Source organism: Okeanomitos corallinicola TIOX110 (assembly GCF_038050375.1).
Lineage (GTDB): Bacteria > Cyanobacteriota > Cyanobacteriia > Cyanobacteriales > Nostocaceae > Okeanomitos > Okeanomitos corallinicola.
Window position 1 is genome coordinate 1,961,838 of sequence record NZ_CP150886.1, and the last position, 15,127, is coordinate 1,976,964.

General features: G+C 34.0%; 11 protein-coding genes. 2 read left to right on the plus strand and 9 right to left on the minus strand.

Features of this window, described 5'->3' with window-relative positions:
* Positions 1–30: 30 nt before the first annotated feature.
* Positions 31–2,142 (minus strand): recombinase family protein, encoded by a 2,112-nt coding sequence (locus WJM97_RS08620; protein ID WP_353932629.1) that lies wholly within the window; start codon positions 2,140–2,142, stop codon positions 31–33.
* An 87-nt stretch (positions 2,143–2,229) separates the two neighbouring features.
* On the opposite strand from WJM97_RS08620, the gene WJM97_RS08625 reads away from it, so the two are divergent.
* Positions 2,230–3,543 carry a proton extrusion protein PcxA gene (locus tag WJM97_RS08625; protein ID WP_353932630.1) on the plus strand — a complete coding sequence of 438 codons (1,314 nt, stop codon included), beginning with the start codon at positions 2,230–2,232 and terminating at the stop codon, positions 3,541–3,543.
* Between the two features lie 51 nt (positions 3,544–3,594).
* On the plus strand, positions 3,595–4,860 hold the full coding sequence (locus WJM97_RS08630; RefSeq protein WP_353932631.1) for an MltA domain-containing protein: 1,266 nt from the start codon (positions 3,595–3,597) through the stop codon (positions 4,858–4,860).
* A gap of 353 nt (positions 4,861–5,213) precedes the next feature.
* On the opposite strand, the gene modB is transcribed toward WJM97_RS08630, so the two are convergent.
* The 8 genes from modB to phnD all read right to left on the minus strand — a co-directional run bounded on the left by modB (position 5,214) and on the right by phnD (position 14,864).
* Positions 5,214–7,022: a molybdate ABC transporter permease subunit gene (modB, locus tag WJM97_RS08635; RefSeq protein ID WP_353932632.1), complete on the minus strand. Its 1,809-nt coding sequence runs from the start codon at positions 7,020–7,022 to the stop codon at positions 5,214–5,216.
* A 154-nt stretch (positions 7,023–7,176) separates the two neighbouring features.
* Positions 7,177–7,989: a pentapeptide repeat-containing protein gene (locus WJM97_RS08640; RefSeq protein WP_353932633.1), complete on the minus strand. Its 813-nt coding sequence runs from the start codon at positions 7,987–7,989 to the stop codon at positions 7,177–7,179.
* Positions 7,990–8,010: 21 nt separating this feature from the next.
* Positions 8,011–8,649 carry a hypothetical protein gene (locus WJM97_RS08645; protein WP_353932634.1) on the minus strand — a complete coding sequence of 213 codons (639 nt, stop codon included), beginning with the start codon at positions 8,647–8,649 and terminating at the stop codon, positions 8,011–8,013.
* Positions 8,650–8,766: 117 nt separating this feature from the next.
* A complete protein-coding gene (locus tag WJM97_RS08650) occupies positions 8,767–10,500 on the minus strand; it encodes a pseudouridine synthase (RefSeq protein ID WP_353932635.1) in 1,734 nt (577 codons plus the stop codon).
* Positions 10,501–10,573: 73 nt separating this feature from the next.
* Positions 10,574–11,212, minus strand: a complete 639-nt coding sequence (locus tag WJM97_RS08655) for a hypothetical protein (protein ID WP_353932636.1) — start codon at positions 11,210–11,212, stop codon at positions 10,574–10,576.
* A gap of 38 nt (positions 11,213–11,250) precedes the next feature.
* The gene (locus WJM97_RS08660; protein WP_353932637.1) at positions 11,251–12,063 is read right to left on the minus strand and encodes a 3'-5' exonuclease; all 813 of its coding nucleotides are present in this window, start codon (positions 12,061–12,063) and stop codon (positions 11,251–11,253) included.
* A 79-nt stretch (positions 12,064–12,142) separates the two neighbouring features.
* The gene (locus WJM97_RS08665) at positions 12,143–13,921 is read right to left on the minus strand and encodes an ATP-binding protein (RefSeq protein ID WP_353932638.1); all 1,779 of its coding nucleotides are present in this window, start codon (positions 13,919–13,921) and stop codon (positions 12,143–12,145) included.
* Between the two features lie 7 nt (positions 13,922–13,928).
* Positions 13,929–14,864 carry a phosphate/phosphite/phosphonate ABC transporter substrate-binding protein gene (phnD, locus tag WJM97_RS08670; RefSeq protein ID WP_353932639.1) on the minus strand — a complete coding sequence of 312 codons (936 nt, stop codon included), beginning with the start codon at positions 14,862–14,864 and terminating at the stop codon, positions 13,929–13,931.
* Positions 14,865–15,127 lie beyond the last annotated feature (263 nt).

A 15,127-nucleotide genomic window follows, 5' to 3' on the forward strand; every position in this document is an offset into this window, starting at 1 on the left:
AAAGTTGGCTATGCTTAAAATTCCCCAATTCTATTCATCACAAGCATTAACCAAGGGTAATAATGGTCCAGTTTGTTCTTGTCCATTCACAGCTAATTCACTGTGACATAAATAGACTTTTTCAGAAACACGACTCAATAAATCTACTATAATTCTTTGTAATCTTTCCGTTTCCGCTTTCTGTTCATCCTCTACTGTCCAAGGTTCTCCTAATCTATCTTGTAAAAATAAAGTAGCACCAAATAAGGTAGCTGCACCACCTTTAGACCAAAGAGGTGAACCAGCATCTAACCAAAAATGCCATTTATGATGTTTATGACTTGCACGATATTGGAACACAGTAGCTAAAGTAATGGCTTTTTTCGCATTACCAATGGGACGAATAGGATAGGGATTTGCGGTAATTGTACCACGTTTTAATAATTGAATAAATTCAAAAATTATGCTAGTTTGTGTTGCTGAAGTTGGATTTTTTTGTTTTAATCTCGTATCTATTTCCCAGTAATGTTGGGCAGTTTCTAATAATTCTCTTAATGCTGACAATGTTTGAAACTGAAGATGATTATTTTTATAGAAAAAATCTTGAATTGCGTCATATAAAATTTTTATCGGTGTAAGTGAAACATCTGTTTGAATTTTCGATTTCTTGTTTTCAATCCACGTCAATATTTGATTGTAAGTTGTGGTTGCAGTATAGCCAATTCTATCCCAGCGTTCAAAGGTTTTGACATCTTGCAAATGGGGATGTTCTGGATGAGGTACAAAACAATTATCTGCTATTAAACCTGCACGTACAGGATCAATTTTCTCTCCTGTATTACTATTATTCTGACTTAAAACCACTAACATTTCTGCTACTTCATCTCTGTCTACTAATCGTCCTAAACCTGGATATACCAAGGTTAATAATGTTAATAATGCTCTCACAGCAGGTGAACTAATTAAGGGAAGTTGTTCATTGAGTGATTCAACTAAAATATTTTGCTTGGTTAATATTTCTATGAAGGTATAACGAGCGATCGCATCTAAACCAGGCGCAATAATTGCTATTTCTTCTGGTTCTACTTTACCTGATTTAATCTCATCAATAATTACTTCTGTTATATTACGTAAAAGTTGAGCGCGAGAGTTAGTTTGAATACGATTTACCGACTTTGGTAAACTAAAAATCATCCTTTTTTCAGTCACTAACTTTACCATTGGTTTACCAAGTTTATCAGCCAAATTTTCCACTTTGCGACTGTTTAAACTTACTACCTGACAACGATTTTTTAACTTCTCTAAATATTTTGGATCTGCACCTAAACCCCACCGCACCCAACCATGAGGATTATAACTAAATGCTCCCACAGCACCCGCATCTAATAGAAATTCAAATAAGTGATAAGTTATAGCTGGATAATCATCAACATCATCTGCTATGATCATCTGATAACGTTGTTTTAATTTTTGCTGATATTGACTATTTTTTAATAAATGTTGGTGATATAGTTCTGTAATTAAACCATAAGTTAAGAACCCCCTTTCTAAACACCATCTCCGCCAATTTAACAATAAAGATTGTACAAATTCTGGGTCTAAATTATTAACTTCCCCTTGTAAACCTGTTTGTAATATTTTACTTATTTCTGTACAAGATACACCACTATAAGCTGCTAATTGTAGGATGTCTAATAGTTTTCTGACTAAGCGATATTGATTATTTACTCCCGCAATTTGTAAAGTTTCTGCATCTAACTGAGTATCCCAAAGTTTTGTCGCTAATTCTTGCTCTGTTTCTGGACGCAACCTCACGGGAAACTGAGCTTGAATTTGCAAAGACTCAACTAATAAAGGCCAAAATAAAATTACCTCATCTTGAATAAAACCCAAAGTAGTTTTAGCCCTAAAGGGGTATTTTCCCCCAGTTAAGTTTACAATTTGATCACTTAATAATCGGCGATTATCGTCATTAGAGGCTAAGATCAGCACTCTGGGTTCTGGTTGTAAAAGATGAGAATTGTTAATGGGACTGTGAGTTTCTTTACCCTTCTCCTGACTGTGATTTATGGTTGTTTCCACCAAATCACAAAACTTTTGGGTTAGGTAAGTGGTTTTACCGCTGCGACTTGTACCAATAATCCAAACCGAATCTGAAATCACAAATAGTCTCCTTATAGATTAGTTACTATATTTTTTGCGTTAATTTAAGTTCATAGGTCACAAAACCTTGTTGAATGATCATTGAGGATGAAAAGCTCTGTGTTTAGTCAAAAAATATACTCTAGTTTACTGGCTGCTTACAGATGGTACTTACTGACACCAGAACGATCTTTAGACGAAGCTTACCAAATAGCTTTAAAAATTAAGGAAATCGAAGACAAGCATTTTCAGGGTAAAAAAATCAGTCCTGATTCTGCTATGTACAGTAGTAGTGTCATGAATTACTTTCGAGCAGATTTACGGAAATTGTTAAAAAATGTGCGGATGCGACTAACAGAATTTAAAGCTAGTCGCTGGTTTTCCAATGAATCAAAACAAAAAGCAGCCATTAAAGCAGGTATAGAATATCCTAGTCCGACCTTGGTTTTAAAAAAGCTAGAATTCATTGATCAAGTTATTGACAAATATACAGAAAATGATTTAGAAATTAGTTCTGAAACTATAGTTAATTCATCTATAAATATAGCAGATAGCAGTAACAATAATCAAGGAGATAAAGTCTCAAAATCAGTTGATAATACTGAAAATAAACCCAAGAGAAAAACAGATAGTACGGGAATTTTACCCCGGTCAATTTTAACTACGATTACTCGATTACAAGCAGAGTTAGACCCAGGTTCTGAAAAAGATGTAGTCCAGAATTTTCGGCAAACTCAAAAAATCACAATTTTATCAGTTAGGTTCATTCTTCTACTCATTATCGTACCATTATTAACTCATCAAATAGCTAAGGCTGCGGTAGTTGGTCCAGTGGTAGAACATTTTAGAAGTTCAGAATCAACCCAGATTTTTATCAATGAAGAAATGGAAGAAGAAGCATTAATAGAACTGCAAAGATTTGAAGAAAGAATCAAGTTTGAGAATATGATCAGTGATGCACCACCTCTAGATCCTGAAGTCATCAAAAGCAAGATGGAAGAAAAAGCCCAGGAATTAGCAACTGAATTTCGCGATGCTAGTTCTAATGCTATTAAAAACGTATTTGCAGATATTTTTTCTGTAATTGCTTTTATCTGTTTATTACTTATTAGCAAGTCTTCTATATCAGTTCTTAAAGATTTCTTCGATCATATTGTATATGGGTTGAGTGATAGCGCAAAAGCATTTATTATTATCTTATTCACTGATGTATTTGTGGGTTTCCACTCTCCCCACGGTTGGGAAGTAATTTTAGAAGGTGTATCACGTCATTGGGGTTTACCGGCAAATCGGGATTTTATCTTTTTATTCATTGCTACATTTCCCGTGATTTTAGATACAATCTTTAAATACTGGATTTTCCGTTACTTAAATCGGATTTCTCCTTCTGCTGTGGCTACATACCATAACATGAATGAATAGATTTATAATTCGTAATTAATTGTTTTACTTCTTGCATTCTGTATAAATTCCATGAAAAGAATACTCACTACAACCTTTAGCTTACCGTTTTTCTTCACAATTTTTTTGTTGGAAATGCCAGCAATAAAAGATAAAAGTCCTATTTCTCCAGAATGTCAAATTACTAAATGGGATTTACCTAGAGGTTTAAAAACCGAAAATGTGAAAAAATTACCTACCCTGATACAAAGAGAACCTATAGGTTGTTGTAAAAATGATGATTCTTGTTTAGACCATAGAATTTATGGTAGTGCCACAGAAAAGATAACAGATAAAAAGGAATTAATCAAATCTATTGATCAGAGTTTAAGATATTTAAGAACAGGTCGCGCTGAGTCTGCTTATCGGCGCTATAAATACAAATATATGGGAATTAATAAAAATCATGTTTATCGGAGTTTAAAAAGATTTAGGGAGTTAGTTTTAGCGACTAATTCACCCCAAGAATTACAAGCAGCAATTGCCAAAGAATTTGTTTATTATCAATCAATTGGGAATGATGATCAAGGTACAGTTTTGTTTACTGCTTATTATGAACCAGTGTATGTAGCAAGTCGTAAACAAACTCAAGAATTCAAATATCCTGTTTATCGTTTACCGCCTAATTTACGATCTTGGTCTAGACCTCATCCGACTAGATTAGAGTTAGAAGGTGCAGATGGTTTACAAGGTTCTCAAGGTAGATTAAAAGGTTTAGAATTATTTTGGTTTCGAGATAGATTTGAACCTTACATGATTCAAATTCAAGGTTCTGGCAGATTAAAATTAACGGATGGAACAGAAACAACAATTGGTTATGCAGGGAATACAGCCCATAATTATAAAAGTTTAGGGAAGTTATTAGTAGCGGATGGGAAATTACCAGAAGATGGGGTAACAATGCCAACTATTTTGGAGTATTTTGAGAAGTATCCCCAAGATTTAGATGTTTATATTCCTCGCAATCCAAGTTTTGTATTTTTTACAGAAACTAAGGGTAGACTGCCACAAGGTGCTATTAGTGTACCTCTGACTCCAGAACGTTCTATAGCTACTGATAAATCTTTAATGCCTCCTGGTGCTTTGGCTTTAATTCGCGCTCCTTTTCCCTTTGTAAATGATCAAGGTGAATTAGAACATCGTACAGTCAGCCGTTTTGTTTTGGATCAAGATACTGGTGGTGCAATTAAAGGTGCTGGTAGGGTGGATTATTATTTAGGGAGTGGTAAAATTGCAGGCGATCGCGCGGGGATAACTGTTAATAATGGGCAGTTATTTTATCTACTACTAAAAAGATAAAAATGACTATGTAGGGTTTGCTGATAAAGTCTTGTCGTGGAGACAGGTGACAGGTGACAGGTGACAGGTGACAGGTGACAGGTGACAGTTTCAAGAGTTGGATGGGAACTATTTTTCCTTGAAGCAGGAATTAAATGCAAGGTTTTTCAGTTCTCACCTCATCAAAGCTTGCATTTTTTGAAAGTCAAAATCGCTAAAATCGTTTACCTGTAATGTTTTGAGATTTATTCAGCAAGCCCTATGTACTAATATAGCAATTATCGGTTGAGTAAGATAGAAAAACCTCACACCCAACCCCCTCCTTGTTTGCGGGGAGGGGGCTATAGAAAATATTAAAAAATATTGAAAAATGTCTATTCCATTAAGATCAACTGAGAGGGTTCTAAATATACATACCAAGGAAAAGGTTTATCTTTAATTGTCACCCATTTCTCTTTATAAACTTCCGCTTGTAAATGATAATCATGATGATTATTAGCAGGAGAATGTAATTTCAAAAATAAGGTGATCCGATGTGGTGTTTCGCTAGTTCTGACTAGCCAACAGGGAAAAGTATTTTCCTGATTATGGTCATTTTTAAAAATAATTTGATGGGCGCGGATACCGATATATGATAATTGTTCAGGAATAGATTCTACAACTTTAAGTTTACAATCCCAGTCAATTGCTGCTACTATTTGATTTGATTCAGATGCTGCTCTAGAAAAGTTTTTACAGCCAGTAATTCGAGCAACATTTATAGTAGCAGGATATTTAAAAATCTCATATTTAGAACCATGATGGGCTTCTTTGCCAGCTTCTAAAACTAATAGATTTGGACACAACCTATAAGCTTCTTCCATGTTATGAGTGACAAATAAAGTTACTCCAGAATAATCGGCTAAAGTTTCTGTCATTTGTTGTTCTAATTGACTACGTAAATGTGTATCCAAAGCGGAAAATGGTTCATCTAAAAGTAATGCTTCTGGTTGACTTGCTAAAGCCCTCGCTAAAGCTACCCGTTGCTGTTGTCCTCCTGAAAGTTGGTGAGGATAGCGATCGCCTAAACCCTGTAATTCCATCGCTATTAATTGCTTTTCTATTTCTACTTTGATATTGCCATCAGATGATTCTTTAGGTAAACCAAAACCGATATTTTGGGCTACAGTCAGATGAGGAAATAAAGCATAATTTTGGAATAAAAAACCAATTCTCCGATCCCGAATAGGAACATTAATTCTTTGTTCAGAATCAAATAAAACTCTACCATTTAATATTATCTTTCCCTGGCTTGGTGTTTCTATCCCCGCCAAACAACGGAGAATCATACTTTTTCCTGCCCCAGAACTTCCCAATAATCCTAAAGGTTGATTATCGGTATGAAAAGCTATTTGCAGATGAAAACTCGCTAGTTGTTTTTCAATATCTATAAATAAGCCAGAGTTGGCAGCATTAGGAAGTAAAGAACAAGATTGATTTTCTAATTTTATTTGTATATCTTCTTCTCTATTTGCGCTTTTATTTTTATGTCTTTGTTCTTGCCAAATGTTAGTGATAAAAATTCCCGAAAAAGAAATAATCACAATAGCAATAGACCAAAACCAAGCTTCATTCATATCCCCTGCTTCCACTGCAAAATATATCGCCATTGGGATATTCTGAGTTTGTCCAGGAATATTACCAGCTAACATTAAAGTTGCGCCAAACTCCCCTAAAGCACGGGCAAAAGCTAAGGTTGCACCTGCAAGAATTCCTGGAAATGCTAAAGGTAAACTCACCCGCCAAAATATAGTTAATTCCTTAGCACCTAAAGTTCTTGCTGCTCGTAATAAATTACTATCAATTTGTTCAAAAGCAGCTAATGCAGTTTTATACATTAACGGAAAAGAAACCACCATTGCAGCTATAGCCGCACCATACCAAGTAAAAACAATAGTCAGGTTAAAAGGTTGTAATAGTTTACCAACCGGGCCATTATTACCAAAGAATAACAATAACAGAAAACCTACAACTGTAGGTGGTAAGATTAATGGTGCAACGAATATTCCCTCGATGAAAGATTTTCCTTTACCACGATATCCCAACATCCAATAAGCAGTACCAACACCTAAAAATAAGGTGATAAACGTCGCTAAAAATGAGGTTTTTAACGATATCCAAAGGGGTGATAAGTCCTGTGGCATATTCTGTTAATTTTATTTCCAACTCAGTTGGTATTATAGAACTCATTGGGGATCTATATTTTAATTAATCCCTGATGATCAGATACGTTGGCCTTGGTACAATGAGTAAAAAAAGAACCCCTAACGTATCCACAGCTAGATGCCTTTTCTGATTTTAGCTAAACAAATCATTGTCAGCTTTTGGCATAATTGTATCGGTTAAATTTGCACCGGTTAAATTTGCACCGGTTAAATTTGCACCTCTGAGGTTAGCAGCGGTTAAATTTGCACCTGCGAGGTTAGCATATTTTAAATTACACCAACTTAAATCAGCGTTGGTTAAATTTGCCTCACTCAAATTAGCACGGAATAAGTAGGAACTACCTAAATGGGATCTGGTTAAATTAGCTTTATAAAAATTAGCTTGATAAACATGACATTGCATTAATTCAGCTTCATATAAAGTAGCTTCACTCAAATCAGCAGCAATTAAATTTGCACCGATTAAAGTAGCAAAACTCAGATTACTGCGAATGAGTTGAGAGTTAGCTAAATCAGAATTTTTCAAATTAGCATAACTAGCATCAATGCCGATGAGATTAGCATCTGTAATCACAGCATCTTGAAAATTGACACTTTGTAAATTAGCACCAATTAAAATTACCTGACTGAAATCTGAACGATTTAGGTTAGCACCACTCAAATTAGCAATAGTCAAATTTGCTTGATAAAAATTAGCTTCTATTAACTTAGCATGAGATAAAATTGCACTACTTAAATTTGCCTGACTAAAGTTAGTTCTGACTAATAAAGCATTACTTAAATCTACCTTATTCAAATTCACATTTTGCAGATTTGCACCCCGGAGATTTTCCCATTGTAGATGAGCATTACTCAGGTCTATGTCAACTTCGGGGTTTTGGTTTCTCCATTTTGTCCAAGTAACTGCACCTGCCAACAGTAATTTTAAATGTTCTTGATTTGCCATTGTTCTGATTCCTGTATTCCTTTATTCCTGACGCTGACTTTCCCGTGTACGGCCTGGGCAATTTTCAATAGCAGCTAAAGCTCCGGCTGCACCGGCTAAAATATCTTGTTCTGCTCCCCCTAAATACAACCTGCCAAAACTGCCTACAGCTTGTACAGATAAAATATTGATTTGTGCTGATTTTTCAGCTTCGTTTGCGGCTAAAGCTGCATAGGCTGCTGGTTCAACTTCTAAGACATAGAGGGTTTCTCCTGCTAAGAGCAGTTGTCCTCTGCGGGTGCGGTTAATGAGTTGGGTTTGGTAAGCGTCAATATTGCGAATAATTTGACTAGAAACAACACGGGGTTTGATACAGTCTTCTTTCTTGACTTTTAAATAAGCTAAGATAGCTTCGCCAGCTGCGCGAATTTCTCCTTGAGAACCGGAATGGATTTCTAACAATCCATAGAGTCGTTCTACCATCTGCACACCGGGACGCACAGAGGCAGATTTTAAAGCGATGTCTGTAACTTTGTTGATTTCAATACCGGGTGAGATTTCAATCCATAGGGATGTGTCCCCTGGTAATGGCAAGAAACCTTGGGCCACTGTTCCCATATATGCGGCGTGTTGCGGTTGCAGATTGTCTAGAAATACGAAACTGCGTAATTCTATGCCCAAAGTTTTTTCTCCAGTTATGTGTATGCAATATAAGAGTTTACCGAATAACCGACACAGGAGTAAAACAGTTATCAGGAGTCAGGAGTCAAAAATATTTTACCAATTACCAATTACCCATTAAAACGGTGTTTTTGTTTGTAAATGCAGATTTACCCCTGTGTGGGGATGTTGAAAAGTGATTTCTCTAGCGTGCAGATATAACCTATGAGACTGATACAAAATATTGCTCCCATCCTCATTCCTCTGTGAACTCTGTGCCTCTGTGGTTCGTTTACTTCCTAAATTACACATAACTTCTAATCTAGTTATATCATCATTGCAACCATAAAGGCGATCGCCTAAAATATTTACACCTAATCCTAATATATCAGCAGAGTGAACTCTGATTTGGTGAGTTCTACCAGTCAGAGGAATAAATTCTACACGGGTGCAACTTTCCTGTTTTCCCATTACCCGAAATTTAGTAATACTCGGTTTACCTTTTTCAAAATCTACAATTTGATAAGGTCTATTTTCCGGGTTTCCCCACAATGGTAAATCAATTATACCTTGATTTGTATTCAGAGAACCTGCCAAAATAGCCTCATAAATTTTATCTACTTGTCTATTTGCAAATTGTTGATGTAGTTGTGATTGAGTAATTTTATCCTTTGCTAAGATCAAAATTCCCGAAGTTTCTTGATCTAAACGGTGTACTATTCTTAATTCACCATCATCTAAATTTTTTAACCGACTGAAAACACTATCCTGATTATATAAATAACGTCCAGGTACAGATAATAACCCCGCAGGTTTATGAACAGCAATTAACCATTGGTCTTGATAAATAATTTCCAAGTTCTGATCTTTAGAACTTGGCATTTTTAAACCTGACAGCAAAAACCCCATCAACGGTTGACATCGTTCAGCACAAGCACCATAAAACTCTCCCTGAATTTTATCTTTTACTAACGACTCACCCCACCAAAATTCTGCCATAGCTAAAGGTTTTAAATTATGACTTGCAGCATAATGTAATAATTTAGGAGCGCAACATTCACCCGTTCCTGTTGGTGTTCCCCAAGGAAATAACTGTTGTAAAGATAAAGACTTTCCATGAAAATTCATCAACTTATAAGCAGCGTGCATTTGACTTTGTAATTCCCTGGAAATTGCTTTTCTCTGTTTTTTCAGTTCTCTAATTTTAACCTCTGCTGCTGCAATTTTATTCTCTAAAGGTTGTAAAACTTCTTGTTGATGACGTTTGATATTTTTTTTCTCAATTCCCTGCTGACGACTTTCTGCTTCCAGTGCTGCTAAAGCCGTTGTTAGATTTTCTCCTATGAGAGTTGCTAAATATTCTTGACGTTTTTGCTGTCTTAATTGTTTACTGTGCTGATGTTGTAATTTAATGATATCTAACTGCTGTTGAAATTCAAGAGATAACTTTTGATATTCTTCCCTTTCCGGAATTTGTTTAAGTTTAATTATTTCCTGTTTAATACTTTCCAACTTCGCTAAAGTTTGACTTTCTAATAAACTTACATCTTCCCTTCCCGGAATAGGAGTCACCCAAGCATCCACAACACTGTCACCATTTAAAAGTCCAGAAAAAGCCTGAATAACTCTTTGTTCACCATTAGGTAATTCAACCAACAAAATACCATACATTTTCCCTTCCTGGGAATATATAGGGTTTTGACTAAGTTGCTGCATTAAACCTTTAGCTATAGATTCACTTAAAGTAGTTCTTGGTAATTGTAAAACCTCCCCAGTTTGTGGACATTTACCCTGATAATAATATTGGATATCTGTATAAATACTTTCAACATCTACATTAATAAAATCTGATAAAGGATGTAAAATCACCATAAATAAACTTAAAAAATAATAAATAAAATAATATTATCACAACATCATATTTTTCATCTGCGTTCATCTGCGTTCAATTATTAATATCTAATTCTGCTTGAATATTCAACCGTGCTAATTCCTCAGATGATTCCAACATTAAAGGTGTGAAATAAATAGAAGGACGCTGTAAAAACTTTGTTAATATCATTCTTCTACCCTTGATATATTCAACATCAGCAACCCAAGCATACTCTTGACGAATAGCTTGAACATATTCTTGGTATTGAATTTTATCAGCAGCGAAAATTCCTAAATCTGCATCCAGTAAAACTTGACTGTCTATATCATCCGCTTGATGATTTTTAGTAGCTAAAATTAACTGTTGTATTTTCTCAATCTTATTATAATTCAGTGCTAATTTTTTCAACATTTCTCCAGCATATTCAGCACTTTTCTCTTCATTATTTTTTGCATGAGTATCATAAACCAAATCATGAAACCAAACTGCAAGTTTCACCGTGGATAAATCTTCAACATACATTTTTAACATATCAATTGTAGTCAAAACAGAATGAATATGTTGTAATGTATGATAATAACGATGAGGTTGAGAATAAGCTAAAATCAAATCTGCAAATATTTGATTAGCAATTACCAAATCAACATTAAAAGGTTGAGTTATTTCCTGCCAATGATAAAATAGAATATTGTTCAGATTACTGGTAGACATAAATAACTATTTTAAAATTACAAATTACGAATTACAAATTACGAATGAGAATGAATTGCTTTCCATGCTCTAGAAATCACCTTTTTAGTAGATAGAGAAAAATTAGCTTTATTCATCATCCAATCATAATAACCAGGGTCTTTAGCAAAAACCTCTAACACAGTTTTACCTTTATACTTACCAAAATTAAACAAGATAGCTTTTTGTTCTTCATCATAAATCACTTTACCTGTAGGGTCTAAAAAATTAAATTTAGTCAATTGACTTAAAATACTCACATCATTTTTAATTGGTACAGTGACAGGAGAACCATCATTAATATTTTCCACATTTTCATAACGTTCTAGCTGTGCTTTCAAAACTTCATAGGTTGCACGAATATCCACTGCTGCATCATGCGCTCCTTCTAACTCTTGTCCACAATAAAACTTATAAGCTGCTTTTAAATTACGTCGTTCCATCGTGTGAAAAATAGCTTGTACATCTACTAAACGTTTATCGGATAATTTTAAACATATTCCCACTCTTAAAAATTCCTCTACCAACATTGGAATATCAAATCTATTAGAATTAAAACCAGCTAAGTCACTATCATCAAGAAAATGTAAATATTCCCCAGCAACATCAGCAAAAGTAGGTGCATCTTTGACATCATCATCATAAATACCATGTACCATTGAAACTTCTGCGGGAATAGGGATAGTAGGGTTAATTATTTGGTTTTTTAATTCTTCCCTCCCATCGGGAAACACTTTCAATATGGCAATTTGGACTATTCTATCTTTGGTTATATCTAATCCTGTAGCTTCTAAATCAATAAATGCTAGGGGTTTTAATAAATGAAGTTTCATAATTTAGATGTAAATTTAATAATAGAATAGCACCAAGTTGTTAAAATCTATATTATCATGTCAAGCACATTATATATGTTTAATTATTATGAATATTCTGTTGTTTAATTGGTAGTTCAATAATAAATTCTGTTCCCTCCCCTAGTTTAGTGATACATTGTAAATTTCCGTGATGTTTACCATTAATTACCTGATAGCTAATTGATAAACCCAGACCAGTTCCCTTACCTATAGGTTTTGTTGTAAAAAAAGGGTCAAATATTTGGTTTATATGTTCTTTGGGTATTCCCATACCATTATCTTCTATATGAATAGCAATACAATTATTTCTTACTTGTTTAGTTTGAATTTTGATTTTCTTTTCAAATTCTACTTCTTCTACTAAAAATCCTTGATATTTCTTCCCTTCTAGAGCGTCAATAGCATTACTAAGAATATTCATAAACACTTGGTTTAGCTGGCCAGGATAACATTCAATCAATGGTAAGTTTCCATATTCCTTAATAACTTCAATTTCGGGATGATGAGCTTTACCTTTGATTCTATGTTGGAGAATTAAAAGTGTATTATCAATACCTTCATGGATATTTACTACTTTCATATCCGCTTCATCTAGTCGAGAAAAATTTCTTAAAGATAAGACAATCTCACGAATTCTTTTAGTTCCTATCTCCAAAGAAGTAATTATTTTATTAGTATCCTCCAGAATAAAAGATAAATCTATGTATTCCATATAATCTTCAATTTCATCTATAGTTTGGGGATAATAAGTTTGATATAATTTAGTTAAATGAATCAGATTTTGCACATATTCCTTGAGTGGTGTGACATTCCCATGAATAAAGTTGACAGGATTATTAATTTCATGAGCTACACCAGCTACTAATTGACCTAAGCTAGACATTTTTTCTTTTTGAATTAATTGTGCTTGAGTCTCTTGTAGCTCCTTTATTGTTTTTTGTAATTGTTGAGCTTTTTGAGTTAATTCAATTTGAGATTGTTTCAGTTTAATTTCAGCTTCCTTGCGCTCAATTATTTCAGATTGTAAATCTTGATTAAGTTGGAAAAGTTCAGATGTTCTTTCTGTAACTCTAGACTCTAAGGAATAATAAAAGTTTCTTAATTTGATAGTCATTTGATTAAAATCATCTGCTAGTTGCTCAATTTCATCATTAGTTTGAATATCTAAATAATAATTTAAGTCTCCTGCTCCAATTTTTGCGACTCCAATTTGCAATTTATGCAGTGAACGAATTACCGGAACAATAATTATAATTAGTTTAAATAAAAAAACCAAAAATATACAAATAATTCCTAAACTTAAAAAAACCGTATTCATCTGTCTGATGCGCTCCAAATTACCAGTAGCAGCATAATTTTGGTTTTTAGCTGTCCGAGAAATATCTTCCAAGTAAAATGTTATATCTTTTATATAAGAGTTAATTGCTTGCAAATCTTGTTGAGAGATTAACACATCATCTCTACTATCTAGAGTATCAGCTAAATTAGTTAAAAAAGCATGACGACGATGTACAAAAGAAATATCTTTTGCTGCTTCATCCATAACAAGTTCTAACTCCTTCAGTTCTATTAAAAAGTTAGACCTGATGTTTTGAAACTTGATCATGTATGCAGTGTTGTGATTTAGGACTACAAAATCTTTTAGTGATAAAGCTTGGTCTTTTAAAGATTTTTCTAGTCCATGAGTAATTTTTAGTGCATAAGCAGTGCTTTTCTGTGCTTTTTGTGCAGCTATTTCCGCTCGATAAAGACGAAAAACACTACTACCCATCAGACATATCAAACCTATTAATATAGTAGAAGATACTAAGAATTTCTGCCAAATCTTCATATTCATGATTGAATCAATTTTTGATAATGGTAATTTGATTGAGAGTATTATCATCTAATTTTTTTTGCAGTTGCCTAATCCTTTCATAGTTCATATCATCTACTATGGTATATCCTGCTGTTTCTACTCCTGAAACTGCTATAATTCCTTCTGGAGCGTCGAGTAATGCTTTTTTTATCCCATTAATTAATCTGGGTTCTAGCTTTGTTGATACGACAATTGGATCAGTTGGTAATGGGGAAGATTCCCAGATTTTTACATACTTTTTTTGATCTAATTTGTTTTCTACCTGTGCTTTTAAAAAAGCTTCTTGATCTATTGCTATAGCATCAACTTTCCCCGCAATTAATGCTGCGATCGCTTGATTATGACTTCCTAAAAATTGAACTTCTTTAAATGCTTGTTCCGGATTAATTCCTAGTTTTTGAAATAACTCAACAGAAGGAATTAAAAAGCCTGTTGTGGAAGATTTACTTACAAATCCAAATCGGTTGTTATACAGGTCTTCTACACTTTTTATTTTGGCAGAATTGGCAATGATCATGCTGGTATGCCAAGGTCTACCTGTTAATTTAGTAATGGGTGCTAGTATGGGTTCAATTTCAGGATTTAGTTGCTTGGCTTTGACATAAGTTAGTGGACTTAAATATGCAATTTGTACCTTTTCATTGACAATTAATTCCACTGCTGTGTCATAATCTTTTTGAATTTGAATATCAAATTTTCTGGGTAAAACACTTTCTAAATATGCAGCTAAATCTTGTAATTTTGCTAGTTGTTCTGAAGAAGATTGAGCAGGGATTACGGCTATTTGTAGTGTTTTTGACTGCTGATTGAAATCAGAAGTTTGAGTGGGATTTGAGGAATTAGAATTGAAAATGAGTTGCTTTTTTTGATCAGAACATCCTGTACACCACACTAAGATAGCCAATAATATGACTGATGGCATCGGTATCTTATTGAATGAATAGAGAATCGTTTTCCGCTGATAATAAGCCATAGGTCAAATATTCTGGTCTGAGTCATGAGTCATAAAGATAATCTAGGATCAGTCACTACAATATGACTTCAATATATATACCCACCATTTCCTATTCTCTCGGTAAATCAATGTGATCCGGGAAAATTAAGCACGATATATCATGATCGTGCAGGGAATATTACATATTTTTCCTTTTTCTTTACTTTCTTTACTTAAATTTAAACTGGAAA